Source organism: Methylosinus sp. LW3 (assembly GCF_000527115.1).
Classification (GTDB): Bacteria; Pseudomonadota; Alphaproteobacteria; order Rhizobiales; family Beijerinckiaceae; genus Methylosinus.
The window spans coordinates 478514-505254 of sequence record NZ_AZUO01000001.1; the positions used below are offsets into that span (position 1 = coordinate 478514).

Annotated in this window: 29 protein-coding genes and 1 other RNA gene; 14 read left to right on the forward strand and 16 right to left on the reverse strand. The window is 65.2% G+C overall.

Annotation, left to right across the window (positions count from 1 at the left end):
- The first annotated feature begins 42 nt into the window (after window positions 1-42).
- On the forward strand, window positions 43-1707 hold the full coding sequence (locus METLW3_RS0102340) for an acyl-CoA dehydrogenase family protein (protein WP_024878400.1): 1665 nt from the start codon (window positions 43-45) through the stop codon (window positions 1705-1707).
- A gap of 308 nt (window positions 1708-2015) precedes the next feature.
- Window positions 2016-2264, forward strand: a complete 249-nt coding sequence (locus METLW3_RS0102345) for a DUF2442 domain-containing protein (RefSeq protein WP_024878401.1) — start codon at window positions 2016-2018, stop codon at window positions 2262-2264.
- Window positions 2265-2304: 40 nt separating this feature from the next.
- Here the strand turns inward: METLW3_RS0102345 and METLW3_RS0102350 are convergent, their stop codons facing one another.
- Entirely contained in the window at window positions 2305-2943 is a 639-nt protein-coding gene (locus METLW3_RS0102350) for a hypothetical protein (protein WP_024878402.1), read from the reverse strand.
- Window positions 2944-3100: 157 nt separating this feature from the next.
- On the opposite strand from METLW3_RS0102350, the gene METLW3_RS0102355 reads away from it, so the two are divergent.
- A complete protein-coding gene (locus METLW3_RS0102355; protein ID WP_024878403.1) occupies window positions 3101-3565 on the forward strand; it encodes a host attachment family protein in 465 nt (154 codons plus the stop codon).
- 52 nt (window positions 3566-3617) lie between these two features.
- Here the strand turns inward: METLW3_RS0102355 and METLW3_RS0102360 are convergent, their stop codons facing one another.
- Window positions 3618-4424 (reverse strand): transporter substrate-binding domain-containing protein, encoded by an 807-nt coding sequence (locus METLW3_RS0102360; protein WP_024878404.1) that lies wholly within the window; start codon window positions 4422-4424, stop codon window positions 3618-3620.
- 140 nt (window positions 4425-4564) lie between these two features.
- On the opposite strand from METLW3_RS0102360, the gene METLW3_RS0102365 reads away from it, so the two are divergent.
- The 4 genes from METLW3_RS0102365 to METLW3_RS0102380 all read left to right on the forward strand — a co-directional run bounded on the left by METLW3_RS0102365 (window position 4565) and on the right by METLW3_RS0102380 (window position 9529).
- Window positions 4565-6523, forward strand: a complete 1959-nt coding sequence (locus METLW3_RS0102365; RefSeq protein WP_024878405.1) for a glycosyltransferase — start codon at window positions 4565-4567, stop codon at window positions 6521-6523.
- A gap of 4 nt (window positions 6524-6527) precedes the next feature.
- Entirely contained in the window at window positions 6528-6821 is a 294-nt protein-coding gene (locus METLW3_RS0102370) for a ribbon-helix-helix domain-containing protein (protein WP_024878406.1), read from the forward strand.
- A 270-nt stretch (window positions 6822-7091) separates the two neighbouring features.
- Window positions 7092-9074, forward strand: coding sequence for a protein meaA (locus METLW3_RS0102375; RefSeq protein WP_024878407.1), 1983 nt, complete (start codon window positions 7092-7094; stop codon window positions 9072-9074).
- A gap of 191 nt (window positions 9075-9265) precedes the next feature.
- Complete coding sequence (locus METLW3_RS0102380; protein ID WP_024878408.1) at window positions 9266-9529, forward strand: hypothetical protein; 264 nt, start codon at window positions 9266-9268, stop codon at window positions 9527-9529.
- A gap of 18 nt (window positions 9530-9547) precedes the next feature.
- On the opposite strand, the gene lysA is transcribed toward METLW3_RS0102380, so the two are convergent.
- The 3 genes from lysA to argH all read right to left on the reverse strand — a co-directional run bounded on the left by lysA (window position 9548) and on the right by argH (window position 12750).
- Window positions 9548-10822, reverse strand: a complete 1275-nt coding sequence (lysA, locus tag METLW3_RS0102385; protein WP_024878409.1) for a diaminopimelate decarboxylase — start codon at window positions 10820-10822, stop codon at window positions 9548-9550.
- A 10-nt stretch (window positions 10823-10832) separates the two neighbouring features.
- The gene (locus METLW3_RS0102390; protein ID WP_024878410.1) at window positions 10833-11102 is read right to left on the reverse strand and encodes a lipoprotein; all 270 of its coding nucleotides are present in this window, start codon (window positions 11100-11102) and stop codon (window positions 10833-10835) included.
- Window positions 11103-11364: 262 nt separating this feature from the next.
- Window positions 11365-12750: an argininosuccinate lyase gene (gene argH, locus METLW3_RS0102395; RefSeq protein ID WP_024878411.1), complete on the reverse strand. Its 1386-nt coding sequence runs from the start codon at window positions 12748-12750 to the stop codon at window positions 11365-11367.
- Between the two features lie 22 nt (window positions 12751-12772).
- Here argH and METLW3_RS0102400 point away from each other — a divergent pair, with 22 nt between their 5' ends.
- Complete coding sequence (locus tag METLW3_RS0102400) at window positions 12773-13447, forward strand: TlpA family protein disulfide reductase (protein ID WP_024878412.1); 675 nt, start codon at window positions 12773-12775, stop codon at window positions 13445-13447.
- Between the two features lie 10 nt (window positions 13448-13457).
- Window positions 13458-14030, forward strand: coding sequence for an NUDIX hydrolase (locus tag METLW3_RS0102405; RefSeq protein ID WP_024878413.1), 573 nt, complete (start codon window positions 13458-13460; stop codon window positions 14028-14030).
- 18 nt (window positions 14031-14048) lie between these two features.
- On the opposite strand, the gene METLW3_RS0102410 is transcribed toward METLW3_RS0102405, so the two are convergent.
- The 4 genes from METLW3_RS0102410 to purL form a co-directional block, all read right to left on the reverse strand.
- Window positions 14049-14807, reverse strand: a complete 759-nt coding sequence (locus METLW3_RS0102410; RefSeq protein WP_083967469.1) for a class I SAM-dependent methyltransferase — start codon at window positions 14805-14807, stop codon at window positions 14049-14051.
- A 271-nt stretch (window positions 14808-15078) separates the two neighbouring features.
- Window positions 15079-15423, reverse strand: a complete 345-nt coding sequence (gene grxD, locus METLW3_RS0102415) for a Grx4 family monothiol glutaredoxin (protein ID WP_024878415.1) — start codon at window positions 15421-15423, stop codon at window positions 15079-15081.
- Between the two features lie 77 nt (window positions 15424-15500).
- The gene (locus METLW3_RS0102420) at window positions 15501-15731 is read right to left on the reverse strand and encodes a BolA/IbaG family iron-sulfur metabolism protein (RefSeq protein ID WP_024878416.1); all 231 of its coding nucleotides are present in this window, start codon (window positions 15729-15731) and stop codon (window positions 15501-15503) included.
- A gap of 14 nt (window positions 15732-15745) precedes the next feature.
- Window positions 15746-17950 carry a phosphoribosylformylglycinamidine synthase subunit PurL gene (gene purL / locus METLW3_RS0102425; protein WP_024878417.1) on the reverse strand — a complete coding sequence of 735 codons (2205 nt, stop codon included), beginning with the start codon at window positions 17948-17950 and terminating at the stop codon, window positions 15746-15748.
- A gap of 363 nt (window positions 17951-18313) precedes the next feature.
- On the opposite strand from purL, the gene METLW3_RS0102430 reads away from it, so the two are divergent.
- Both METLW3_RS0102430 and METLW3_RS0102435 read left to right on the forward strand, forming a co-directional pair.
- On the forward strand, window positions 18314-20026 hold the full coding sequence (locus tag METLW3_RS0102430) for an OmpW family outer membrane protein (protein ID WP_024878418.1): 1713 nt from the start codon (window positions 18314-18316) through the stop codon (window positions 20024-20026).
- Between the two features lie 185 nt (window positions 20027-20211).
- Window positions 20212-21315 (forward strand): DGQHR domain-containing protein, encoded by a 1104-nt coding sequence (locus METLW3_RS0102435; RefSeq protein ID WP_024878419.1) that lies wholly within the window; start codon window positions 20212-20214, stop codon window positions 21313-21315.
- Window positions 21316-21382: 67 nt separating this feature from the next.
- On the opposite strand, the gene METLW3_RS0102440 is transcribed toward METLW3_RS0102435, so the two are convergent.
- The 7 genes from METLW3_RS0102440 to METLW3_RS0102465 form a co-directional block, all read right to left on the reverse strand.
- Entirely contained in the window at window positions 21383-21577 is a 195-nt protein-coding gene (locus METLW3_RS0102440) for a DUF4169 family protein (RefSeq protein WP_024878420.1), read from the reverse strand.
- 5 nt (window positions 21578-21582) lie between these two features.
- A complete protein-coding gene (locus tag METLW3_RS0102445) occupies window positions 21583-22146 on the reverse strand; it encodes a ClpXP protease specificity-enhancing factor SspB (RefSeq protein WP_024878421.1) in 564 nt (187 codons plus the stop codon).
- Between the two features lie 45 nt (window positions 22147-22191).
- Window positions 22192-22570: a transfer-messenger RNA gene (ssrA, locus tag METLW3_RS27300) on the reverse strand.
- A 205-nt stretch (window positions 22571-22775) separates the two neighbouring features.
- Window positions 22776-23135 (reverse strand): helix-hairpin-helix domain-containing protein, encoded by a 360-nt coding sequence (locus METLW3_RS0102450; RefSeq protein ID WP_024878422.1) that lies wholly within the window; start codon window positions 23133-23135, stop codon window positions 22776-22778.
- Between the two features lie 118 nt (window positions 23136-23253).
- A complete protein-coding gene (locus METLW3_RS0102455) occupies window positions 23254-23475 on the reverse strand; it encodes a hypothetical protein (RefSeq protein WP_024878423.1) in 222 nt (73 codons plus the stop codon).
- Window positions 23472-24077 (reverse strand): aminoacyl-tRNA hydrolase, encoded by a 606-nt coding sequence (gene pth / locus METLW3_RS25000; protein WP_036308575.1) that lies wholly within the window; start codon window positions 24075-24077, stop codon window positions 23472-23474. Before pth ends, METLW3_RS0102455 begins: the two co-directional genes overlap by 4 nt.
- A 61-nt stretch (window positions 24078-24138) precedes the next feature.
- Window positions 24139-24828: a 50S ribosomal protein L25/general stress protein Ctc gene (locus METLW3_RS0102465; RefSeq protein WP_024878424.1), complete on the reverse strand. Its 690-nt coding sequence runs from the start codon at window positions 24826-24828 to the stop codon at window positions 24139-24141.
- A gap of 169 nt (window positions 24829-24997) precedes the next feature.
- Between METLW3_RS0102465 and METLW3_RS0102470 the strand changes: the two genes are divergently transcribed.
- The 3 genes from METLW3_RS0102470 to METLW3_RS0102480 all read left to right on the forward strand — a co-directional run bounded on the left by METLW3_RS0102470 (window position 24998) and on the right by METLW3_RS0102480 (window position 26738).
- Window positions 24998-25351, forward strand: a complete 354-nt coding sequence (locus tag METLW3_RS0102470; protein ID WP_024878425.1) for a DUF2200 domain-containing protein — start codon at window positions 24998-25000, stop codon at window positions 25349-25351.
- Window positions 25352-25507: 156 nt separating this feature from the next.
- On the forward strand, window positions 25508-25852 hold the full coding sequence (locus tag METLW3_RS0102475) for a metalloregulator ArsR/SmtB family transcription factor (protein WP_024878426.1): 345 nt from the start codon (window positions 25508-25510) through the stop codon (window positions 25850-25852).
- Entirely contained in the window at window positions 25836-26738 is a 903-nt protein-coding gene (locus METLW3_RS0102480) for an SRPBCC domain-containing protein (protein WP_024878427.1), read from the forward strand. Before METLW3_RS0102475 ends, METLW3_RS0102480 begins: the two co-directional genes overlap by 17 nt.
- Window positions 26739-26741 lie beyond the last annotated feature (3 nt).

The following is a 26741-nucleotide window of genomic DNA, read 5'->3' on the forward strand; positions in this document are numbered from 1 at the left end:
CCCCCGGCCCCGCCGGGCCTGTCCCAGAAAGAGCGAGAGAGAATGAGCGCTACCGAGACCACCTCCACGACCTGGCTGCCCGAGGCGCAGGCGGCTTTCGCCTCCGTGGAGGCGCTCTATGGGCAAGCGCTCGCCGCCGTCCGCGCCCGCGTCACCAAGGACGGCAAGCTCTCCAATGAGCTGATCGAGGTGGAGCAGCACGCCGCGCACGGCCTCTCCTGGTTCGCCACCTATGTGCAGAGCCTGCGCGAGCTGCTCGCCTACGCCGATCGGCTCGAAGCCGAGGGCGCCTATGGCGAGGTGGAGAATCTGCTCACCCGCATCGCCTTTGCCGAATATTTGGCGCAGGTCTTCGGCGGCATTCCGATGAGCCAGGGCGAGATGGTCCGCCTCTCCGATTTCGGTCTTTCGCCCGCCGATATCGCCGCCGCCCATATTCCGCAGGTGGACAGCCTCATCGCCTCCGGCCTCACCAGCGCCAATCGCGCCCGCCTCGCCGAGCTGATCGACCACAACGGCGCCGCCGAGACGATCGGCGCCACCGGCCTCGACGAGACGCTGGAAGCGATCCGCAGCGAGATGCGCAAATTCGCCGGCGACAATGTGACGCCGCATGCGCATGAGTGGCATTTGAAGAACGACTACATCCCGCTCGAGGTCATCGCCGGCCTTTCCGAGATGGGCGTGTTCGGCCTCACCATCCCCGAAGAGTACGGCGGCTCCGGCATGGGCAAGATCGCCATGTGCGTCGTCTCCGAGGAGCTGTCGCGCGCTTACATCGGCGTCGGCTCGCTCGGCACGCGCTCGGAGATCGCGGGCGAGTTGATCCTCGTCGGCGGCACGGAGGAGCAGAAGCACAAATATCTGCCCAAGATCGCGACCGGCGAGATCCTCCCCACCGCCGTCTTCACCGAGCCGAACAATGGCTCCGACCTCGCGAACCTGCGCACCCGCGCGACGCGCGAAGGCGACGTCTACAAGGTCGTCGGCAATAAGACCTGGATCACCCATCCGGTGCGCGCCGATGTGATGACGCTGCTGGTCCGCACCAATCCCAATGAGAAGGGCTATAAGGGCCTCTCCATGCTGCTGGCCGAAAAGCCGCGCGGCACGGATGAGAATCCCTTCCCGGCCAAGGGCATGACCGGCGGCGAGATCGAGGTGCTCGGCTATCGCGGCATGAAGGAGTTCGAGATCGGCTTCGATAATTTCGAAGTGCCGGCAGAAAATCTTCTCGGCGGCGAGGAGGGCAAGGGCTTCAAGCAGCTCATGGAGACCTTCGAATCCGCCCGCATTCAGACGGCGGCGCGCGCGCTCGGCGTCGCCCAGGCGGCGCTCGATCTCGGCCTGCGCTACGCCAAGGAGCGCGTGCAATTCGGCAAGCCGCTGTTCGCCTTCCCGCGCGTCTTCGACAAGATCGTCACAATGGCGATCGAGATTCACGTCGCCCGCCAGATCACCTACTTTGCTGCGCGGGAAAAAGACGAGGGCAAGCGCTGCGATCTCGAGGCCGGCATGGCCAAGCTGCTCGGCGCGCGCGTCGCCTGGGCGGCGGCGGACAATGCGCTGCAGATTCACGGCGGCAATGGTTTTGCCCTGGAATATCCGGTCTCCCGCGTCCTCTGCGACGCGCGCATCCTCAATATTTTCGAGGGCGCGGCGGAGATTCAGGCGCAGGTCATCGCTAGGCGTCTGCTGGAAGGCTGAGGCGGGAAATTGGGGCGAGGCGGCTGCAAACCGTCTGCCTCGCCCCGGCGCCCTCGTCCTGAGGAGCCCGCGCAGCGGGCGTCTCGAAGGACGGGCCAAGGGCGAAGTCGTCGGCTCTTTTCCCACTCCGCGCCAGCGCTGAAACGCGACGATGCGGAGGCGGCCCGTGCTTCGAGACACGCCTTTCAGGCGCTCCTCAGCACGAGGGGACTGTTTTTCTGGTGTCGAAGCGCAGGGTTTCGTGCGGGCCTTGCGCGAGTTGGAACAGATCGTCCAAGATCGGGCCGATGACATCGGGAGGGCTTGGCGTGAGCATTTCGGCTAAATCCGTGCGCTTCGATGACGACAGCTTCTGGGTCGAGCTATCGGACGGGCGCACTCTCGGCGTTCCGCTCACATGGTTTCCTCGGCTGCTGCACGCGACCGGAGAGCAGCGCCTCGCTTTCACGATCAGCGACGAGGGCCTGCACTGGGACGCGCTCGACGAGGATATTTCCATACCAGGCCTGCTCGCCGGCCGCGGAGACCAGACGAAGCATAAGCAGGCCGCGGCGTAGGTCCGGCGCGATCGCGGCGAGCGGGCCGTGAGGCGCACGCTCATTTCTCAAAATCGATTTTCCATTTGCCTTCGGCGAAGCGCGCAAAGGCCTTTTTCTGTTCGCCGCTGCCCATTTGCGAGACCTCGATCGTGTCCTTGTCGATCCAGCGCGAGACCTCCCAATCGCCCTTCAGCTGCGCCTCCAGCTCTCGCGACGGCGGAAAGCGATCGAGCCGCCACACCCCGAACGGGCTTTCCACCGATCCGGGCTCGGTGTCGGCCATTGCTGCGAGACGGGCGCCGTCGGGAGAAAAGACCGGCCGATCGCCGAGCACGAGCTCTTCGCCGGAATCGAATTTGAACAGCCGATAGCCGCCCCCCTCATAGGCCGACCATTGCACCACATAGATTTTTTTACCCGGCAGATAGCCGAGCAGGAAATACTTCTTGCAGGCGTCGACATTGTCATAACCCCCGCACGCCTTCGCATTGCCGTCGAAGGAACGCTTGCGACCCGCAGCGAAGGACAGAGTGAGGCGCTCTCCGCTTCGCGTCGCCAAACCGCCGGTCGCGGCGAGACATTTGGCCTCCTCGGCCTCCTCACATCCGATCGCAGGCGCCGCAGACTGGGCGCGCGCCGTCGAAGGCGGCCAAAAAAATAGCATCGAAATCGACAGAAAAAGAAAAACGAACCGCATTTCATCGTCTCCGCTTCGCGCAAGTCTAACGCGGTCGTCTTCCGCCATGCAACGAAGCCGACGCGCCCGCCTGAAGCGCGGCAATCGACCACGGTTGCCGTCGCCCCTCGGCGTTCCCAGATGGAGTCATGTGGGTCTACAACGAAAGACGAAAAACATGACCAATATTGCCGTTCACAATGGGGCCTGGGTTCTCGTCGGCGACGGCCGCAGGGCCCTGTTTCTGCAAAATCACGGCGATCCCGATCTGCTCGACCTGCGCGTCGTCGAGGCGCGTGTGGACGAAAACCCCGCGACGCGCGACCAGGGAAGCGATGCGCCGGGCCGCGTTTACGGCACGGCGGGAGCGCCGCGCAGCGCCGTGGAGAACGCCGACTGGCACGAGCTGGAGAAGGAGCATTTCGCCAGAGCGATCGCCGAGCGCATCAATACCGCCGCGGAATCCGGCGAATTGAGCGAGGTCGTCATCATCGCCCCGCCGCGCGTGCTCGGCGAGCTGCGCCAGGAGCTGAGCCATAAGGCCAAGAGCAAGGTGAAGGGCGAGCTGGACAAGGATTTGACCCGCCATCCTTTGCCCGAGATCGAGAAGGCCCTCGCGCGCGAGTTCCGCGCGGAAGGGTGAGGATTCGGCTCCCGCCCCTCGCGCGTCTTCGGCGGCGAGGGGACGGGGCCTTTCAATAAGGTCCCACGGGAAAATATTTCAGATAGAGCTCGGCGTAGACGCCCTTTTGCGCGACGCGCGCCAGCGCGTAATCCAGCGCTCGGCGCAGAGCCACATTGTTCTTCCGCACCGCCACGCCGACGCCATCGCCGAAAAAGGCGGGATCGGCGTAAGGCCCGTCCTTGAACATGCAGCAATCGGCGGCGTCGGCGCCGTTCAGCCAAAAGGCCAGCGAGATGGCGTCGCCGAACATCGCATGGGCGCGGCCTTCCTTCAGCGCCGTGCGCGCCTGCTGCGCGCTGGGATAGGTCGCGAGCGTGGAGGCGGGGAAGAATTTGCGCAGATAGGCCTCATGCGCGCTGTCGGCGGCGACCGCTATCGTGCGATCGGCGAGCGCCTCGGGCGTCGCGCCGGGTAGCACCGAATCCTTGCGCACCACGAAGCGGCCCGGCGTCGTGTAATAGGGCTGGGTGAAATCCACCTTCTTGCGCGTCTCGGGCGTGATGGCGAAAGAGGCGATGGCGGCGTCGCCGGCGTTCTCGTCCAGTGCGGCGACCAGCGTGTCCCAGCGACGGCGCTGAATGGTGCAGGAGAGCTCCAGCTCCTCGCAAATGGCGCGCGCCAGATCGACGTTGAAGCCGGCGATGGTTCCGTCCGGCAGAGCGAAATCGAAGGGCGGAAAATCATCCTCGGTGAGGAAGCGGATCTGCTTGATCGCCGAGAGATCGGGCTTCTCCAGCTTGCGGGCCGGGTCCCAGAAGGAGGGCGCCGCCGCGACGACGTTGTCCGCGGCGCCGGCCGGCGCGGTGACGGACACCATGACCGCTGCGAGCGCGCAGCGTAAGCTTGTCAAAGTTTCGCTTCTGCGCCAAGCTTCCGCCACAGTTCTTTTCTCGCACATCATTCGAGGCCTCGCAGCCGCCCGGCGCGGCAGAGCCCGCGCGTCGCGGAGATTAGCGTATGAGCGTGAATCCGGTCGATAGGGTTTCGCCGTATCCGCCGGCGCCCCATCGCGACGAAAGCGCCGCTTTCGCGCGCCGCCGCGAGCCCGAGTCCACGCTCGCCCGCCAGCGCGCGCGCCCGGCGCCGGAGACGCCCGCGCCCGGCGCCGGCCGGCCGCTTCCCCCGGAGATCGCCTTTCTCGCCGCCCATGGCGCGCCGCTGGTCATGCTGCAATATGGCGCGACGATCGCCCGGCGGCAGGGCGTGAAAGCGGACGCCGCGCTGATCGCCGAAGGGCTGATCCCGGAGGAGCGCTTCTATCGCATTCTGGCGACCGAGCTGCGCGTCCCCTATCTCGACGCGCCGCCCGCGCTGGAGCCGTCCGAGAGCCTGGAGCAGGACGCCGCGCGCGGCTACGCCCGCCTCGCCGAGGCGCCGCGGGGGATGCGCTGGCTGTTCGCGCCGCGTGGCGACGACATCGCCCGGCTCGTCGGCGTGACGCGCTCCTCCGCCGGGCGGCCGCTCTTCGCCATCACGCGCCCCTCCCATTTCGAGGAGGCGCTGCGCCGCTCCTCGGCGCGTCGGCTGGCCGAGGCCGCCGCCTATTCGGTGGAGCGCGTCGCGCCGGAGCTGGCGGCGCGGCGGGCGCTCGGCGGCCGCGCGCCCATCGCTTTCGCGCTCGGCAATCTCATTCTGCTCGCGGCCTGGCTCTCGCCGGCCGGCGCGCTCTCGCGCGCGGCCTCGGCGCTGCTCGCTCTGCTGTTTCTCGCCAATATCGGTCTGCGCCTCTATTTCTGCGCGATCCGCAAAGAGGCGCGCGGCGCCGCGCCGGCGCTGGAGGAGCGCGATCTGCCGCTCTATTCCATCATCGTGGCGCTCTATGACGAGGCCGGCGTGGTGCCGCAATTGACCGAGGCGCTGGACGCGATCGACTATCCGCGCGCCAAGCTGGACGTCAAATTCGTGGTCGAAAGCGACGACGACGCGACCGCCGCCGCGCTGCGCGCCGCGCATCTGCGGCCGGGGTGGGAGATCATCGTCGCGCCGCCCGGCGCGCCGCGCACCAAGCCGCGCGCGCTCAATGTGGCGACGCCCTTTCTGCGGGGCTCGCTCGTCGCCGTTTTCGACGCGGAAGATCTGCCCGACCGCAGCCAGCTGCGCGACGCCGCTGCGCTATTCGCCGTCGCGGATGAAAATCTTGCCTGCCTGCAGGCCAGCCTGTTCATCCATAATCATCGGCGCAGCTGGATGACGGCCATGTTCTGCATCGACTACGCCGTCCTGTTCGATGTGATCGACAAAGGCGCCTCGGCGGCGGGTCTGCCCTTTTTTCTCGGCGGCTCCTCCAATCATTTTCGCCTTTCGGCCTTGCGCGCCGTCGGCGCCTGGGATGCGTTCAATGTGACGGAGGACGCCGATCTCGGCCTGCGGCTGGCGCGGCGCGGCTATGTGGTCCGCACCTTCGCCTCGCGCACGCAGGAGCAGGCGCCGACGCGCTTTGCCGCGCTGGTGGCGCAGCGCAGCCGCTGGATGAAGGGCTGGATGCAGACGGCGCTGGTCCATTGCCGCGACCCTTCCGCCTATTTCGCCGATCTCGGCGCCGCGCGCGGCGCGACAGTGCTGGCCCTATTGGCGGGCGGCTTTGTCGCGCCGCTGCATGCGCCGATCTTTCTTCTCTGCCTCGTCCATGACGCGGGCTTCGGCGCGCTGCTGGCGCCGAGGACGCTCGCTGACGGCCTCGCCAGCGGTCTCTTCTGCCTCATCGCCGCCGGCGGTCTCGCGGCCAGCGCCTGGCCGCGCGCGGTCGCCATGGGCGAGGCGGATATGCTCTGGCTCTGGCCGGCGCTGCTGCGCTGGCCGCTGTGGAGCCTGATGCTGGCCCTCGCCTCCTGGCGCGCCTTGCGCGAGCTGTGCGTCAGGCCATTCTATTGGGACAAGACAGAACATTTTCCGATCGCCGGAGCGCGGAACCGATGAGACCATGACCCGCAAACGCGCGCGCGCGCCCTCGACGAGGGCCGCGACCTCCGAGGCGACGGCGGCGGAGGACAATTCTTCGACCGTCGCCAAGCATTCGCTGGTCATCGCCGGCCACAGCACCAGCGTGTCGCTGGAGCGCATTTTCTGGGAGGCGCTGAAGGCGGCGTCCGAGGAGGAGGGCTGCTCGCTCGCCGGCCTCGTCGCGCGCATAGACGCCGGCCGCGGCCGCGCCAATCTCTCCTCGGCTTTGCGCGTCTACGCCATGGAGCGGGCGCTCGGCCGCAAGAGCGGCTGACCTGGGCCGATCAGGTAAACGCCCCAATGGGCGCGCTCACCCTCCCCTTCAGGGGGAGGGTCGGATGGCGCAGCCATCCGGGGTGGGGTTCCACGAGAAAGACTCGGGCGTTCACCCCCTCCCGATCGCCTTCGGCGCTCGACCTCCCCCCTCGAGGGGGAGGTGGAAACGCCTTTCCGTGCGCCGCTTCTCGTTCACCCGATCGCCCTGGCGCCCGCTTCCGTCCCGCCTGCGTCTTATGTTATCGCAAGTCCCGGAGGGACCGAACACATGACCGAATCCGCACCCCGTCGCGACAAGCCCTGGCTGTTCCGCACCTATGCCGGCCATTCCACGGCCAAGGAGTCGAACCTTCTCTATCGCTCCAACCTCGCCAAGGGCCAGACGGGTCTCTCCATCGCTTTCGATCTGCCGACCCAGACCGGCTATGACAGCGACCACATTCTCTCGCGCGGCGAGGTCGGCAAGGTCGGCGTGCCGGTGTCGCATCTCGGCGACATGCGCACGCTGTTCGACGGCATTCCGATCGCGGATATGAACACGTCGATGACCATCAACGCCACCGCCGTCTGGCTGTTCGCGCTCTATATCGCCGCGGCGGACGAGCAAGGCGCTCCGCGCGCAAAGCTGCAAGGCACGACGCAGAACGACATCATCAAGGAATATCTGTCGCGCGGCTCTTATGTGTTTCCGCCGGCGCAATCGCTGCGGCTGACGCAGGACCTCATTCTCTTCACCACGAAGGAGTGCCCCAAGTTCAACCCGATGAATGTCTGCTCCTACCATCTGCAGGAGGCCGGCGCGACGCCGGCGCAGGAGCTGGCCTATGCGCTCGCCACCGCTTGCGCCATTCTCGACGGGGTGAAGACCGCCGGCCTGTCGGAAAAGGATTTCGCCGAGGTGGTCGGCCGCATCTCCTTCTTCGTCAATGCCGGAATGCGCTTCGTCACCGAGCTGTGCAAGATGCGCGCTTTCGTCGAGCTGTGGGACGAGATCACCCGCGACCGCTATGGTGTGACGGACGAGAAATCCCGCCGCTTCCGCTATGGCGTGCAGGTGAATTCTCTCGGCCTCACCGAGCAGCAGCCGGAGAACAACGTCTATCGCATATTGATCGAATCTCTGGCCGTCGTGCTGTCGAAGAACGCGCGCGCCCGCGCCGTGCAGCTGCCGGCCTGGAACGAGGCGCTCGGCCTGCCGCGGCCCTTCGATCAGCAATGGTCGCTGCGCATGCAGCAGATCATGGCCTATGAGACCGACCTGCTGGAATTTGGCGATATTTTCGACGGCAATCCGGTGATCGCCAAAAAGGTCGCGGCGCTGAAGGAAGAGGCCGTCGCCGAGCTGAAGAAGATCGACGAGCTGGGCGGCGCCGCCGCGGCGGTCGAGCTCGGCTATATGAAGTCGAAGCTGGTCGAATCCAATACCGCGCGGCTCGAGTCGATCGAGGCCGGCGAGCAGATCGTCGTCGGCGTCAATAAATTCACCGAGGGCGAGCCTTCGCCGCTCACTGCGGGCGACAATCAGATCATGGTCGTGCCGGAGCATGTCGAGGCCGAGCAGATCGCGCGGCTGAACGCCTGGCGCGAGCAGCGCGACGCCAAGGCCGCGCAGGCGGCGCTCGACGAGCTGGTCCGCGCGGCGAAGGAAGGCCGCAATATGGTCGAGCCTTCGATCGCCGCCGCCAAGGCCGGCGTGACGACGGGCGAATGGGGCACGGTGCTGCGCGGCGTGTTCGGCGAATATCGCGCGCCGACCGGCGTCTCCGCCACCGCGCGGCAGGTCGGCGGCCAGCTCGACGCGGTGCGCGAGGAGGTGCAGCGCGTCTCCACCAAGATCGGCCAGCGCGCGAAATTTCTGGTCGGCAAGCCGGGCCTCGACGGCCATTCCAACGGCGCCGAGCAGATCGCCGTGCGCGCCCGCGACGCCGGCTTCGACGTGATCTATGCCGGCATTCGCTCGACCCCGGTCGAACTGGTCGAGACCGCGCAGAAGGAAGGCGCGCATTGCGTCGGCCTTTCGATCCTCTCCGGCTCGCATGTGACGCTGGCGCATGAGGTGCTGCGGCTGATGAAGGAGAAGGGCCTCAGCGAGGTTCCGCTCGTCGTCGGCGGAATCATTCCGCCGGCCGATGAGAAGCTGCTGCGCGAGAATGGCGTGGCGGCGGTCTACACGCCGAAGAACTATGATCTCAACGCAATCATGACCGATCTCGCGCAGATCATCGAGAAGAGCGTGGAGGGGCGGGCGTAGGGCCGCCTCTCCAGCCCTCCCCGGCCTTGCGGGAGAGGGAGCAGGCTCCACCAAGACAACGGTTTGCGCAACGCCGGCCGCACCTCTCCCGCAAGGCCGGGGAGGGTGAGGGAGGGGGCCAGAAGAATCGTCAGGTCGAATGTCGTCGCGGGAAAGTTGAACGGAGCCGTCGACATGCTATCTTAGCGTCTATGACCGCTCTGACGATCGACACCCTCGCCATCGTGCAGGTTTTACGCAAGAGAGGCTTCTCGGAAGAGCAGGCCATCGGCGTCGTCGAGGCGTTTCGCGAGATCGACGCCGGCCTTCTCGCCACCAAATCGGATATTCGCGAGGTCGAGGCCAAGATCGAGACCTCCTCCGCCAACCTCAAGGTCGATATTCTCCGCTGGCTCGTCGTCACGCAATTTGCGCTCGGCGGATTCCTTCTCGCGGCGCTGAAGTTCCTGCGCTGATCTGCCGCCAGAGGCCCCTTACTTCCGCAACCACTCCGGCACAGAATCCAGCGCGATGAGCTGCTCGACGCTCGGGCGCTCGCGCACCACGGCCCATTTGGCGCCGTCGACGAGAACCTCCGGCACGAGCGGGCGGCTGTTGTAGGTGCCCGCCTGCACCGCGCCATAGGCGCCGGCCGTCAGAATGGCCAAGAGATCGCCCTGCGCCGGCTCCGGGATGGAGCGGCCGAGCGCGATGTAATCGCCGGTCTCGCACACCGGCCCGACGACATCGGCAATAATGCGCGGATGCGACGGCGCAGCCTGCGCGACCGGGATCAGCTCGTGCCAGGCGTCATAGAGCGTCGGGCGGACGAGATCATTCATGCCGGCGTCGACGATGACGAATGATTTGGCCTCGCCCTGCTTCACATAGAGCACGCGCGTGACCAATATTCCCGAATTGCCGACGATGAGCCGCCCCGGCTCGAACAGCAATTTGCACCCGAGCCCGGCGATATGTCGGCGCACGATTTCGGCGTAGCGATCCGGGTGATAAGAGGCCGGGTCCTCGCCCTCGTGATAGGGAATGCCGAGCCCGCCGCCGAGATCGACATGGGAGATTTTGTGCCCATCGGCGCGCAGCCCCGCGACCAGCTCGGCGAGCAAAGAGAAAGCCTCGTCGAAGGGCGAAAGATCGGTGATCTGCGAGCCGATATGCATATCGACGCCCGTGACCTCGAGGCCGGGCAGCTTCGCCGCATGGGCGTAGATTTCGCGCGCGCGCGACAAAGGCACGCCGAATTTATTCTCGGCGAGGCCGGTCGAAATTTTGGCGTGGGTCTTGGCGTCGACGTCGGGATTGACGCGTAGCGAGACATGCGCGCGCTTGGCCTTAGCGGAGGCGATGCGGGAAATCTCGGCGAGCTCGGGCTCCGACTCCACATTGAAGCAGAAAATGCCCTCGTCGATGGCGAGCGCGATCTCGGCCTGCGTCTTGCCGACGCCAGAAAATGTGATCTTGCTCGCGGGAACGCCAGCGGCGCGGGCGCGCTTCAGCTCGCCGCCGGAGACGACGTCCATCCCCGCGCCGAGGCCGGCGAGCAGCGTCAGCACGGCCTGATTGGAATTGGCCTTCAGCGCATAGCAGACCAGAGCGTCGAGCCCGGCGAAGGCCGCCGAGAAGACCTGGAAATGCCGGCGGATCGTCGTCGCCGAATAGCAGTAGAAGGGCGTTCCGACCTGCTCGGCGATTTTCGCCAACGGAACATCGTCGGCGTGCAGCGCGCCGGCGCGATAGTCGAAGTGATGCATGTCGCTCGTTTCAGTCCAGCAGGGGATCGAGGATGAAAGGATATTGCTCGGGCGGCCGATAGCCCGGCGTGCCGGGGATATATTCCACCGCCTTCACATCCTCGGCGACCGGCGTCTTGCCGCCGACAGGCGTCAGCGTCGTCTTCTGCACGACGACGGCCTTGGGCCGCGCCGCGACCTCGGGCGGATAGTCGAGCGGGCCGCGCCGCCCGCAGCCGGAGAGCGCGAGCGCGAGAATCAGAAGCGTCGCCGCCGAACGCGGCCGGAGCAGATCAGCCATATGTCTCATCCATCGGAGCCGGATCGGGCCGGCACTATAGACGAAAGCGCGCGGATGACGAGACCGCGCGCTCACTCTCACAGGGTGATCGGGTGAAGGTTTCCTCATCCTGAGGAGCCCGCGTAGCGGGCGTCTCGAAGGACGAGGAACCTTCATGCGCCGCCTTCTGGAGCTCGCCCTCGTGCTTCGAGACGGCTCCTGCGGAGCCTCCTCAGCATGAGGGCGAGGGTGGCGGCCCTTCACCCGATCGCCCTGCTCACTCTCACTTCTTCGCCAATTGCTTCAGCCAGCGGCGCGCCTGCTTGCGCACATTCTCCGGCGCCGTGCCGCCATAGCTCACGCGGCTCTTCACCGATTTCTCGACGCCGAGCACGCTGAACACATCCTCGGTGATGCGCGGCTCGACCTCCTGCATCGTCTCCAGCGGCAGCTTCTCGAGGCCGAGATTGCGCTCGGCGGCGATGCCGACGATGCGCCCCGTCACATGATGCGCCTCGCGGAACGGCAGATTCAGCGCGCGCACCAGCCAATCGGCGAGATCGGTGGCGGTCGCGTAGCCGGCGCCCGCCGCCTTGCGCATGCGCGGACGATCGACGCTCATGTCGCGAATCATGCCGGCCATCGCCGCCACGCAGAGCGCGAAATTGTCGAGCGCGTCGAAGGTCCCTTCCTTATCCTCCTGCATATCCTTGGAATAGGCGAGCGGCAGGCCCTTCATCACCACCAGCATCGCCTGCAACGCGCCGATGATTCGTCCCGTCTTGCCGCGCACCAGCTCGGCCGCATCGGGATTGCGCTTCTGCGGCATGATGGAGGAGCCGGTGGTGAATTTGTCGGAGAGCGCGACAAAGGCGAATTGCGAGGTCGTCCACAACACGATCTCCTCCGCGAAACGCGAAAGATGCGTCGCCGAGATCGCCATTGCGGAAAGCGTCTCCAGCACGAAATCGCGATCGGAGACGCTGTCCAGCGAATTCGCTGTCGGCCGCGCGAAGCCGAGCGCCTTGGCCGTCTTCTCGCGATCGATGGGGAAAGACGTGCCGGCCAGCGCCGCCGCGCCGAGCGGCGATTCGTTCAGCCGCGCGCGGGCGTCGGCAAAGCGCCCGCGATCGCGCGCGAGCATTTCGACATAGGCGAGCAAATGATGCCCGAAAGTGACGGGCTGGGCCGATTGCAGATGGGTGAAGCCGGGCATCACGCTGCCCGCCTCCTCCAGCGCCTTCTCGGCGAGGGCGAGCTGGAGATCGGCCAATTGCGCGTCTATGTCGTCGATCGCATCGCGCACATAGAGGCGGAAGTCGGTCGCCACCTGGTCGTTGCGCGAGCGCGCCGTATGCAGTCGCCCGGCCGCCGGGCCGATGAGCTCGGCGAGGCGGGACTCGACATTCATATGAATGTCCTCGAGCGCGCGCGAGAAGGTGAAGCGCCCCTCCTCGATTTCGCCGCGGATTTGTTCTAGACCACGCGTGATGGCGGCGGCGTCCTCGGGCGCGACTATGCCGGTTTCGGCCAGCATGGCGACATGCGCGAGCGAGCCTCTCACGTCCTGTGGACCGAGGCGCTTATCGAAATCGATGGAGACGTTGATCGCCTCCAAAATCGCGTCGGTTGCGCTTTGAAAGCGGCCGCCCCATATTTTGCTCGTCATAACTCCTCGCGGAACAGGATCGATGACCGACCAGATGGAAAGCTCCAGCCGAGGCAATCTGCCGAAAATCGCGGGCGCGACTCTCGTCGTCGCCGCCATCGCCGGCGTTCTATACGTGAACGGCGGCTCTAGCGGCAAGACGAGCGCGGTGAGTCAGGCCTGCGCCGCCTCCCGCGACACCTCGCAGCGCGTGTCGGCGCTCGCCAAGGGCGAGGTCGCGGCCATGGCCATCGCCAATGAGCCCGAGCTCATGCCGGAAGTGACCTTTACCGGGCCGGACGGCCAGCCGCGCAAGCTCGAGGACTTTAAGGGCAAGACCGTGCTGCTCAACCTCTGGGCCACATGGTGCGTGCCCTGCCGCGGCGAAATGGCCGCGCTGGACCGTCTGCAGGCGGCGGCCGGCTCGGACAAGTTCGAGGTGGTGACGATCAATGTCGACACCTCCAGGCTCGAACGGCCCAAGGCCTTCCTCGGCGAGATCGGCGCGAAGAATCTCGCCTATTACGCCGATCCCAAAGCGGAAATCTTCTTCCAGCTGCGCCAGAGCGGTCAGGCGCTGGGCCTGCCGACGACCTTTTTGATCGACGGCTCCGGCTGCCGAATCGGCCTGATGCAGGGGCCGGCCAATTGGGATTCGGAAGAGGGCCGCTCTCTGGTGACGCGCACGGCGGAGATCTCCTCGCGGCCGACTCCCTGAGGATGGCGCTTTGACCGACGACATATTGCGGCCCTGGGAGGTCCGCTCCTCGCAGACGCTCGTGCAGGATTCTTGGCTCACGCTGCGCGCGGATCATTGCGTGACGCAGCGCGGCGTCTCGCTCGATCCCTATTACGTGCTGGAATATTCCGATTGGGTCCATGTCGTCGCGCTGGACGAGGAGGACCGTCTGCTCATGGTGCGCCAATATCGCCATGGCGCCGGCGTGGCGTCGCTGGAGCTGCCGGGCGGCAGAATGGACGCCCATGAGAGCGATCCCGTCGCCACAGGCGCGCGCGAGCTGCTGGAAGAAACCGGACACGCCGCGCCATTATTGCGACATTTGGCGCGTCTTTCGCCCAATCCGGCGAGCCACGCCAATTGGATTCATGTCCTCTATGGCGAGGGCGCGAAAGAGGTGGCGCCTCTGAATCTCGACAGCGGCGAGGATATTCGCGTCGAGCGCGTCCCCTGGCGCGAGGCGCTCGATCTCGCGCTCGGCGGGGCCATCGTTAATGCGCAGCATGTAGCCTTGCTGGCGATCACTTTCGCCCGCATGAAGGGCGTGACAATCGGCGGGTGACGATCAGCGGCGGCTGCGTCACTGCTGGCGGATGAACAGGCAGACCGAGGTCGAGAGCGGGGCCGGAAGAATTCTGTGGAGCAGGTTGAAGGCTCGATAGAGCCAGGGACTTCCAAAATAATAGGAGGGCTCGCCGCTGTCGTAGTAGTGATAGACCGGCTTCCCGCGAAAGACCCGCTTTGCTTGTTGTGGGCTGTTCAATCGGTAGAATGTCGGGAAAATATCCGACGCATCGCGGCCGGGCTGAACCGACTTCAGCACCCCGACGTGGAATCTGTTCGGTAGAAGATTGCTCGCCAGCCTGACGTAGCCCCACCGGTTCGGCGTCCGCGCGCAGATATAGCCTTCCGGCTTTAGAACTCTCAAGAGCTCCTTGGCGACGACCTCGGGATGTTCGAGGTGCTCGAAAGTCGTATCAGACACGATGAGATCGAAAGCTCCATCCGGGAAGGGCAATGGCGCGTCGGGTACGAGCAGCGCCTGCTCATGCGAGCAAGGATGGCTCAAGACAGCTTCGTCTATGTCGGCCGCCGTGACTCGTGCGCCCGTCGTGCGCAAGTCCCGAAGGTGGCGACGGTAGGCGGATTGCGTGTCCGACCAGAACGCGCCGCGCCCAGCGCCGAAGTCGAGGACATTTTCGACTTTTTCGCGCAACATGATGGCCTTCACGAAATTGTAGAACCGGATCGTTCCATCCTGCGCTGTGAAATCGTCGATCGCTTTCTCAGCGTGAACGCAATAGGAGATATCCATCATCGGCTCCGATCCAGCAAACATGCGCCGATCGGCGAAAAACTGCGCGGCGCGATCTGGCGTGCGCAGGATATTCCATACCGCGGGCAGGGCTGGCTATCGGAGAGAGTCCGTAGGTGTGGTGCGAGCGCACGCTTTGCCGCATCGACAGCAAATCTCGTGGGCCGGAAGCCGGCCCTCACGGTGCAAATGAAATCCAGCGAATCGAGCCGCGGACGCAATTACGCGTCCGCGGCGAGCGGCCGCCGTGCAAAAACAGAGCGGACCGGCGGATAGAATGGCTGGCGCCGGTTTCTTACGCCTTGGCCGTCTGCCCGTGCGGAATGCCTTCCTTATCGAAGAGCGCGGTCAGCTCGCCGGACTGGAACATCTCGCGGGTGATGTCGCAGCCGCCGATGAACTCGCCCTTCACATAGAGCTGGGGAATCGTCGGCCATTGCGAATAGGCTTTGATGCCGTCGCGAATGAAGGGATCGGCCAGCACATTGACGCTCTTGAAGGGAACGCCGACATGGCCGAGAATCTGGCAGACCTGCATGGAGAAGCCGCACTGCGGCGCGGCGGGCGTGCCCTTCATGAACAGCACGACATCGGCGCTGTCGATCTCGTTCTTGATCGCGGTAGTGGTGGATTCGGACATTGGGATTACCTCGTCTAGCGGAATTCAAGGTTCCGTTGCAGGCGGCCCGGCGAGCGCCGCCGGGCGTAGAAACGATTTTAGAGAGCGATCGTGGTCAGCGCCAGAGCATGCAGCTCGCCGCCGAGGCGCTCGCCGAAAGCCTTGTTGACCATCTGATGCTGCTGCACGCGGCTCTTGCCGCGAAAGGTCTCCGACTTCACCGAGGCGGCCCAATGATCGCCGTCGTCGGCGAGCGCGGTGATCTCGATCACGGCGTCCGGTATGGCCGCCTTGATGAGACGCTCGATTTCACTTCTTTCCATCGCCATTGCGCATCGACCTCCTAAAAGCCTAGAGCGAAGACGCTGTCGTCCCCGGCCATATAGGCCGGCAACGGCGCCTGCTGCGCATGTTGCACGTCGCATAGCAATATCGGCGCCTCGCCGGGCAGATGCAACTCGTTTCCGCCTGTCGCGCCGAGAGCGAGAACCGACACGCCCGCGGCCTTCGCATCGGCCTCGATCGCCGCCGCTTCCGCCGGCTCGGCCACGACCAGATAGCGCGCCTGATCCTCGCCGAAGAGGACCGCATGGGCCGGGCCTTCCGGCAGGCGGTCTATGGTCGCGCCGACGCCGCCGGCGATCGCCATTTCGGCGAGCGCCACGGCGAGGCCGCCGTCCGAGAGATCATGGACGGCGAGCGCCCGCTGCTCGAGCACGAGCGCGCGCACGAAATCGCCATTGCGCTTCTCGGCCTCGAGATCGACCGGCGGCGGCGCGCCGTCGCGGCGGCCGGCGAGATCGCGCAGATAGAGCGACTGGCCGAGCCAGCCTGTCGTCTCGCCGATGAGCAGAATAGTCTTGCCGCCCTCGGGCAAAGCGATGGTGGAGGCGAGCGCGACATCCGATATCACGCCGACGCCGCCGATCGCCGGGGTCGGCAGAATGCCCGTACCCTGCGTCTCATTGTAGAGCGAGACATTGCCGGAGACGATCGGGAAGTCGAGCGCCCGCGCCGCCTCGCCAATGCCTTGCAGGCAGCCGACGAACTGGCCCATGATCTCGGGCTTTTCGGGATTGCCGAAATTGAGATTGTCGGTGAGCGCCAAAGGCTGGCCGCCGCGCGCCGAAATATTGCGCCAGGCCTCCGCGACAGCTTGGCGGCCGCCCTCCGCCGGATCGGCCGCGCAATAGCGCGCCGTCACGTCGGTGGTCAGCACCAAGCCTTTGCGCCCCTCGCGGATGCGCACGACGGCGGCGTCGCCGCCCGGCGCGCGCACCGTATTGCCGAGGATCAGATGGTCATATTGCTCCCACACCCAGCGCTTGGAGCAGAGGTCCGGCGTCGCCAGCAGGGCGAGCAGCGCGCGCGCATTGGAGCCGAGCGGCGCGATCGAAGCCGCATCGAGAACCGGCGGCTTTGGCGTCGGGACATGGGGGCGGTCGTAGAGCGGAGCCTCGTCGCCCAGTTCCTTGATCGGCAGATCGGCCTCGACGACGCCCTTATGCTTGACCACGAAACGCAGATTATCGGTGGTCTTGCCGATGATCGCGAAATCGAGGCCCCATTTCACGAAAATGGCCTCGGCCTCTTTCTCCTGCTCGGGCTTCAGCACCATGAGCATGCGCTCCTGGCTCTCCGAGAGTATCATCTCATAGGCGGTCATGCCTTCTTCGCGGCAGGGCAGGGCGTCGAGATCGAGTTCTATGCCGAGATTGCCCTTGGCGCCCATTTCCACGGCTGAAGAAGTGAGGCCGGCCGCGCCCATGTCCTGGATCGCGATGACGGCGCCCGAGGCCATCAGCTCGAGACAGGCTTCGAGCAGAAGCTTTTCCGAGAAGGGGTCGCCGACCTGCACGGTCGGACGTTTCTCCTCGGCGTCGGCCTCGAAGGAGGCGGAGGCCATGCTGGCGCCGTGAATGCCGTCGCGGCCGGTCTTGGAGCCGAGATAGACGATCGGATTGCCGACGCCGGCCGCCGCCGAATAGAAAATCGAATCCGTGCGGGCGAGGCCGACCGCCATGGCGTTGACGAGAATATTGCCGTCATAGGATTCGTCGAATTCGGTCGAGCCGCCGACCGTCGGCACGCCGAAGGAATTGCCATAGCCGCCGACGCCGGCGACCACTCCGGCGACCAGCCGCCGCGTCTTTGGATGCGCCGGCTTGCCGAAGCGCAGGAGATTCAAACAGGCGATCGGCCGCGCGCCCATTGTGAAGACATCGCGCAGAATGCCGCCCACGCCCGTCGCCGCGCCTTGATAAGGCTCGATGAAGGACGGGTGGTTATGGCTCTCCATCTTGAACACGCAGGCGTCGCCCCCGCCAATGTCGATGACGCCGGCGTTCTCGCCCGGCCCTTTGATGACCCAGGGCGCTTTGGTGGGCAGCTTGCGCAGATGAATGCGCGAAGACTTGTAGGAACAATGCTCGTTCCACATGGCCGAGAATATTCCGAGCTCGGTGAGGCTCGGCGCGCGGCCGATCAGCGCGACGATGCGCTCATATTCCTCTGTCTTCAGCCCATGCGCCAAGGCCGCTTCGAGCATTGTGTCTCCCCCGCCGGACGCGGCCTCGCCGCGGACTTCGGCTCGTGTTTCGGGTAAGTCGAATTGTCGCAGCCGCGACCGAGCTTTCCGAGCGGGCGGCGCCGACGAATCTCCCGCTATTCTGCCGTTTCGCCCCAGAAAGGCCGCAGAATCCGGCGGTTCGCCCCCCGATTAATAGGATCGCCGCGCAATGGCAACTGTCGCGAGCTGTTGCCAAAGAGTCACAGCTGTAGAGAAAGAATTGTGAGACGAGGCAGTCCTTGATCTAGATCAAGTCCTCCTGTCGAAAATCGGAGCAATTTGAGCGCCGACTCGGACGGCCGCCTTGCGCGCCGTCCTAAGATCAATCGACGGGGGAGCCTGATGAGAAGTGTTTTGCGCGGCGCGCTCGCCGCATCCGTGTTGACCGCAGCGAGCGCTACGGTTCAGGCGGCCGATCTTCCTTCGATGAAGAGCGCGCCGTTGCCGCCTCCTCCCCCGGCTTTCAGCTGGACCGGCCTCTACGGCGGCATCAACATCGGCTATGGCTTCGGCGATTCCAGCCGGGAGACGGGTGGTCTCGGCTATATTTCGGCGGGCTCGCTCGCGCCGGTCACGCCGCTGGGCTCCGCCTGGGGCGCCTCGCAGGATTTGCACGGCGTCATCGGCGGCGGACAGGTCGGCTATAATCATCAGGTCAACCCCTGGCTAGTTCTCGGCCTCGAGGCCGATATTCAGGCCACAGACGTGGAGAGCAAGGCGAAATCGGCGGTCGGCGTCTTCGACGGCAATGGCGCGCATCTGCAGAGCGCCGATTCGACCAAGGGCGTCGACTGGTTCGGCACTGTACGCGGCCGCGTCGGCTTCGTGCTTCCGTCCATTCCCAATCTGATGATCTATGGCACGGGCGGCTTCGCCTATGGCCAGGTGATCCACAATGTCGGCTTCGCGGATAATTTCGCCGCCGTGGGCGCCGGTTTCGCCGGAGCCGCAGTCGGCCATGGCTATTCCGACGACACGCGCACCGGCTGGACGGCGGGCGGCGGCGTCGAATGGTCGCCCATCCCGAATTGGTCGGTCAAGGCGGAATATCTCTATGTCGATCTCGGCTCGACCAACGCCAATTCCGTCTCTCTAAACGGCGGCACGGCGGCGATCCTCGGCGCGACGACGCCTGTCTTCGCCGCGACGCAGAATTCGCCGACCCGTTTCCACAATGTCCGCGTCGGCCTCAACTGGCACTTCGACCCCTTCGCGCCCGGCCTCGTCTCGCGCGCCGACGGCCTTTCGTCGCTCAAGGAGCCGCCGCCGCCGGCCTTCGTCGACAGCTATCAGCCCTTCCAGGTTCGCCTGAAGGTCGGCAGCGTCATTCCGCTGGACGGCCATGGCACTGTCTATGATCAGGGCATCGCCCATCCGGCGCTCGGCTCCATCGGCCGCCTCTCGGGCCTCACCGGCGCGAATGGCGTGATCTCCGGCGCCAGCACCAACACCTCGACGTCGATCGTTCCCATGCTCGACGTCGCCTATTACCTGACCAAGAACTGGGCGATCGAGGCGATCTGCTGCGTCGCGCCGCATCACATTCAGGGCACGGGCACCATCGCCAGCGACTTCGCGCGCTCCTGGGTGTTCCCGCCGTCCCTGATGGCGCAGTATCACTTCACCAATTTCGGCCAGTTCCAGCCCTATCTCGGCGTCGGCGCGAATTTCACGGCCTTCTGGGGCACGCGCGTCAACAACGATGTCTGGGGCATCCCCTTCGCGGCGGGCTCGACGCTGGCCGGTCTCGGCCTGCCCGGAGCGCTCGCCACCTTCCAATGGGCGACTGTCGCTCCCTCTTGGGGCGTGGTCGGCCAAGCCGGCTTCGACTATATGTTCAACGAGCATTGGGGCGTGAACGTCGACGTCAAATATATCGGCATTCATCCGATGGTTCACGCGACGGCCGTCGCTTTCGTGCCGGGGGCGGCGGCGCTCGGCCCGATCTTCGTTCCGGTCAAAGTGTCGCTGCCGATCAACCCGATCGTCGTCTCGGCGGGCGTCACCTATCGCTTCGGCGGCGGCCTGCTGCAGCCCGTGCTCGCCAAATATTGAGCGGCGCGCAAAGCTGAAAGAAAAACAAGCCGGCTCCGAAAGGGGCCGGTTTTTTTGTCGACCCGATTGCGATTCGCCTTGTTCTTTGCCGCCTCGCCGCTAGGATTCGGCCGGTTACGTGTTCGATTCGGTTCAATGCGACGATTCGCCGGCCCTTCCGGCGCGCTTTCCCGAAGGATCTGAACATGGAAAATCCGATCGACGCGCCGCCTTCCGATCATGCCGAGCCGAGCGAGGTCGAGCCCGCGCTCGAAGCCGCGCTTCCCGGCGAGCCGGACGAGACGTCGGATGCGCCGCGGCGGACGGGCGCCGGCTTCGCCGCCGCGCCGGCGCTGCTCGTCACCCAGGGCAAGCATCGTTTCTACACGCTGGTTTTGCCGAGCGATCTGCTGGCCGCCACTTGCACGGTGGAGGCGCGGCTCGACAATCCGATCGACGGCTTTCAGCGCCTGCTCGACAAAAAACGCGCGCGCGAGATCGCCGATTATATCGACAGCGGCTTCGGCAGCGTGCCGAGCGCGATCATTCTCTCCGCGCAGCCGCGCGCGCAACTGCAATTCGACCGCAAGAGCGGCGAGCTGACCTTCCGCAAGGACCCGCGCTCCTTCCTCATCATCGACGGGCAGCATCGCGTCTATGGCTTCAATCTGGCGGCCAAGAGCGTGAAAGTGCCGGTCGTCGTCTACAATAGGCTGACGCGATCGCAGGAATGTCAGCTGTTCATGGATATCAACACCAAGCAGCGTCCGGTGCCGCCGGAGCTGCTGCTGGACATTCGCCGTCTCTCCGAATCGGAGACCGAGGCCGAGGCGCTGCTGCACAATGTCTTCGACCTCTTCTCTAATGACGAGAAGAGCGTGCTCTCCGGCCTGCTGAGCCCCTCAGAGCGGCGCAAAGGCAAGATCTCGCGCGTGACCTTCAACGCCGCGCTGAAATCCATCGATGGCGCTTTCGTCGACGCCTCGGCGGAGGATGTCTATCAGGTGCTCAACGCCTATCTGCGCGCCTGCCTCAACGGGCTGCGCTATCATGGCGCCGAGGCGAATATCGCCAATCCGGCGCTGTTCAAGGCGCTGATCCTGCTCTTCGCCAATGTCGCCGAGCGCGTCTCGGACCGTTATGGCGGGCGCTACACCACGCAGAATTTCGAGGATATTCTCGGCCCCTTCTTCCGCAAGCTGAAGAAGAGCGAGCTGCCCAAGCCCGCGACCGGTCATTTGGCGCTCTATGAGAATTATCGGAAAGCGCTGAGCTCGGGCTTCTCGCTCAAGCAATGGCTGTTCGCCTGAAGGAGCGAGCCTGAAGGCTCGCGGTCCAGGCCGCACATTGGATCGCGAGCCTTCAGGCTCGCTTTTGTCACTCCGGCTCGGATTGCGGCGCCTCTAGCCGATGCGCGTCGAGCTTTTCCGTCTCGAGGCGGGCCGTCGCTTCACCGAGCTCTCGCTCGGCTTTCGTGCGGCCATGCGCTATGCGATTGGCTTCCGCTTCCGTCTCCTTGGAGCGCTTGTCCCTGACCTTGCGGGCGCGTCGCAGATTGACGATCTCGCCCATAGCGATCAGGTCTTCTTGCGGAAGGCGTCGATGGAGACGATCTTGGCGGCCTCGCCGACGCTCTCCTCAGTTGCGGGCGGCGCGGAATCCGGGCGCTTCTCGCTGCGGGCGGGGCGCGGGCCGGGCCGGACGGGCGTCGTCTCGCCGGCGGCGGGCTGCGGCCGCGTCGGGAAACGGGCCGGCTCCTCCTCCTCGCGGGCGGGGGCGAGCTCGTCGACCTCCCATTTGAGGCCGAAATCGACAGACGGGTCGGAGAAGACCGTCACCGCCTCGAAGGGCACATAGAGCTGCTCGGGAATGCTGCGGAAGGACAGGCCCACCGAGAAGCCGCGCTCATCGACGATGAGATTGGAATATTGATGCTGCAGGATGATGGTCATCTCCTGCGGCCATTGCTCCGCGAGGCGCTTGGAGATTCGGACCCCCGGCGCCTTGGTGCGAAAGCTGATGGTGAAATGATGGTCGCCCGGCAACCGGCCCGCGGCCGATGCATCGGCGAGAACCTTGCGCATGACGCCGCGAAGCGCGTCCTGGACGAGAAGATCGTATCTGATGAGGTCGGTGGACATGACGCTCGCCGAGAACCCCTGTTCGCTCTGCCCCGCCGGGACGAAAGTGGAGGCTTCTGTTGCCAGGCGCCTCCGAGCCCCGCCTAGAAGTGCTACCCCCTAGGGCTTGAATCCCAGTACCTTCACTGCATTACGCAGCGACGGCCACCGGAGCATAGTTGTCGTTGGCAACTATAAGGTTTGACCCGATAACGGCGGTATCATGCCGAGCGAAAAAGCACCCTTTACGCCCTCGTCGATCCTATTTCGCCCCCGCCACAAGCCGCCGCGCCAAACATGCATGTCTCGCGTGACGGCCTCTGGTGGAGGCGCCGGGTACCGCCCCCGGGTCCGATAGGTTTATTACGGAGTTCGTTTATCGCCATAGCCGTCCCGAAGGTCGGCAGCTCACAATATACGCATTAAGGGCCGATGCGGAAAGGGGCTGCGGGGCAAAGCGGCGCCGATCTCCCCGACTTTCTCGCGCAGATTGAGCGCATGCGGACGCGCCGCATCCGCGCGAGCGCTGTAACAAATTGAATTTACGTATTGTTTTTTTAAAACGCGCGAAAACGCCCGCCGAGGATCGACGGGCGTTTCGCGAGCGGCCTACGGGGAGGAGCGGCCGGCCCTCGGATCAGTTGTGCGGATCAGTTGTGCTTGACGGCCTGGCCATCCTTGACGGTCAGTCCGTCCTTGACCTGGGCGAACAGCGCATCGGTGAGAATGCGGTTCTTCACCAGCTCGTCCGTGGCCTTATAGGGCCGGCCCTTCACGATCGCCTCGGCCAGAGTGTGGGTGAGGCCCTTCACGCCGGAGAGCTGCTCCACCGTCGCGGAATTGATGTCGAGCGGCGCGGAGACGGCGACGACCTGCTTGACCGGCGCAGTCGCGGTGGTCGCGGCGGCGGCGGGGCCGGCCGGGGGCTTCGCGCCGGGGACGGTCGCGGTCTGGGCGAAAGCCGGAGCGGAAGCGAAAAGGGCGATGGCGAGAATGGCGTTGGTCTTCATGATGGCTGTCTCCTTGGACGGGGACATTTCCCCGATCGACTTGCGCATCATGCCGTGCTCGCGCTGAACCCGTTTTGAATGCGGCGTTCACCTGAAATTCAGCCGCCGAGCCCGGGCTTCATTTGCTCTTCAGGCAGGAGACGGCGGCCGGCAGGCAAGCCGCGCCCACCATGGAGCAGCCGGCCGAGCCATCCTCGAGGCGGGCGCAGACGAGGCAGCCGTCGGTCCATTCGAGGCAGGCGGGATGATCCTCGCCATAGGCCTGGGCCGGCTTTTCCTCTGCAGCGTGGGCCATGCTCGCGCAGAGCAGCGTGAGGGCGAAGGCCGCGCGCGCGATCACGCCTCGCCCACGCGCTTGGGCGCGGCGAAGCCGGCGGCGTCCATGGCGAGATGAATCTTGTTCTGCAGGCCGGCGTCGTCGCCCTTGACGATCAGCGCGGCATTGTCGGCCAGCGCGCCGCAGAGCGCCTTCACCCAGGGCTCCTCGCTCTTGGCGAAATCGCCCAAAACGTACGAATGCACGCGCGCCTTGTCGCCCGGATGGCCGATGCCGAGCCGCATGCGCTTGAAATCCTGCCCGATATGGGCCCCGATGGAGCGCAGGCCATTGTGTCCGGCCGCGCCGCCGCCGATCTTCACGCGGCATTTGGCGGGGGCGAGATCGAGCTCGTCATGAAAGACGACGACATCCGACAGCGCGATCTTGTGAAAGCGCAGCGCCTCGCCGACCGAGCGACCGGATTCGTTCATATAGGTCTGCGGCAGCAGCGCGAGCACGCGCTCGCCGGCGATCGTCCCCTCGCGGACGAGGCCCTGGAAGCGCGCGCGCGACGCAGAGAAGCCATGGGCGTCGGCGATCTTCTCGACCGCCATGAAGCCGATATTGTGCCTGTTCCCGGCATATTCGCGGCCGGGATTGCCGAGGCCGACGAAGAGCAGCATGGCCTATGGGCTCCGAGCCGAAGGAGGGCGATCGGCGGCCAGCGCCGATCGCCCGTCTCCTTTATTTCTTTTTCTCGGGAGCCTTGGCGGCCGGAGCGGCCTTGGCCGCCGGGGCCGCCTTGCCGCCCTTGCCCTTGGCCGGAGCCGCGGCGGCGGCCGCAGCGGCCGCGATCTCCTCGGCCGAGACGACCGGCGGCGCGATCGACGCCACCGTGAAGTTCTTGTCGGGATTGGTCGGCTTGCAGTTCGCCGGCAGGGTGAAAGCCGAGATCTGCAGCGAATCGTTGAAGTCGAGGCCGGTGAGATCGCCGGTGATGGCGTCCGGAATATTGTCCGCCGGCACCCACATCTCGATCGCATGGAAGACGATGTTGAGCGAGCCGCCGCGCTTGATGCCGGGCGCCGCTTCATGATTGATGAAATGCACCGGCACGTCGACGCGCAGGCGCGAGCCGGCCTTCAGCCGCAGGAAGTCGACATGCAGCGGGAAGTCCTTGACGACATCGAGCTGATAGTCGCGCGGAATGACGCGCTCGGGCTTGCCGTCGATGTCGAGCTCGAAGATCGTCGTGAGGAAATGCCCGGCGTAGATGAGCTTGGTCAGCTCTTTCTTGTCGAGCGACAGCGGCGTCGGCGCCTCGCCGCCGCCATAGATGACTCCTGGTATACGGCCCTCACGGCGAACGCTGCGGGCGGCCCCCTTGCCTGTCCCGCTGCGCACCGTGGCCGCGAGCTTCTTGATCTCGGCCATTTCGGTGTCCTTTTTTCAAAGAGAAAGCGCGCCTTTCGCCTCCAGGGGTGTCGGATGCCGACGCGCTGCTGCGGCTTATAGGCGAGGGCAAATTCAGAGGCAAGGCTCGGGGCGGGCGTCGAATGGCCGTCGCGACGCGCGCCGTCGATGATTTTCGGAGACCAAACCCATGACGAAACACCGAATTTATACGACGAGCTTTGCGAGCGTCTATCCTCTCTATGTCGCAAAAGCCGAGAAGAAGGGACGCACGAAGGAGGAGGTCGATCAGATCATCTCTTGGCTGACCGGCTATGATCGAGCGGGGCTTCAGTCTCGGTTGGACGAGCAGACCGACTTCGAGACATTTTTTGCGCTCGCTCCAAAGCTCAATCCATTGCGCGCCTCCATCAAGGGCGTCGTCTGCGGCGTTCGAGTCGAGGAGATCGCGGAGCCGATCATGCGGGAAATAAGATATTTGGACAAATTGATCGACGAGCTGGCGCGCGGGAAGGCGCTCGACAAGATCCTTCGCAAGAGCTGAGCGAGGAGACGATCGATCGTCTGCGCGCCGCGCGCCATGCGGCGCCCGCCGCCGTGAAATCCCAAACGGAGCCGCGCCTTTTCGAAGCGGGAAGCTTGACATTCTATTTCCGAGTCAGTTATATAACTAATAAGTTAAATATCTAACAGGTAATAGATGCCGGACCCCCTCAGCGCCACCTTCGCCGCACTCGCGGACCCGACGCGCCGCGCGATCCTCGCCCGGCTCGCACAGGGCGAAGCTTCGGTCGGCGAGCTCGCAGCGCCATTTTCCATCAGCCAGCCTGCGGTCTCGAAGCATTTGAAGGTGCTCGAGCAGGCTGGCCTCATCACCCGCGGCCGCGCCGCGCAATCGCGTCCCTGCAAGCTGGACGCGGCGCGGCTGCGCGAAGTTTCCGATTGGCTCGAGTCCTATCGGCGTTTCTGGGAGGAGAGCTTCGATCGGCTCGACGCCTATCTCGCCGAATTGCAGAAGGGCGACCCCGATGCTCCAAAGAATTGACGACGCCATCCCGCCGCTCACGATCACGCGGCGTTTCTCCGCGCCGCCGGCGGTCCTCTTCGACGCATGGCTCGATCCCAAAGCCGTCGAAAGCTGGCTGTTCCGCACGCCCTCGGGACAATCCGCTCATGTCGAGATCGACGTGCGCATCGGCGGCGGCTTCGCCATCCATGAGCAGCGCGGCGAGAGTCTCGCGACGCATTTCGGCGAATATATCGAGATCGAACGCCCGAGCCGTCTCGTCTTCACTCTGGGATTGCAGCGCGAAGGCCCATCCACGCGGATCGAGATCGACATTCGCCCGGACGGCGCCGGCAGCCTGTTGACGCTGACGCATCATATGACGACGGAAGCGCTCGCCAAATCCTTCGCCATCCGCGCCGGCTGGGCTGGAATTCTCGAGGGCCTCGCGCGCCAGACCGGCGAAGCGGATGCGCCGCATCGGCTCATTCTGCTGCGCACATTCGAGGCGCCGCGCGCGCTCGTTTTCAAATGCTGGACGGAGCCGCAGCATATGATGCGCTGGCTCTGCCCCGCGACATTCAACGTGCTGTTTGTCGAGAATGATCTGCGCATCGGCGGCAAATGGCGCGCCGGAATGCGCTCGCCGGAGGGCGAGGAGTTCATCCATCATGGCGAATATCTCGAGATCGAGGCGCCCGCGCGGCTCGTGATGACGCATGAATGGGAGCGCAATCATCTCGAGCCGAAAGCGCTGACGACGATCGAGGTGGAGCTCACGGAGCAGGGCGGCAAGACCGAGATGATCTTCGTGCAGAGCGGCCTCGCCACGGCGGAATCCGCCGCCTCGCACGGCCATGGCTGGACCGGCGCATTCGATCTTCTCGCCGCGCATGCGCGCGAGCTGGCGACAAGCGATCATTGAGGA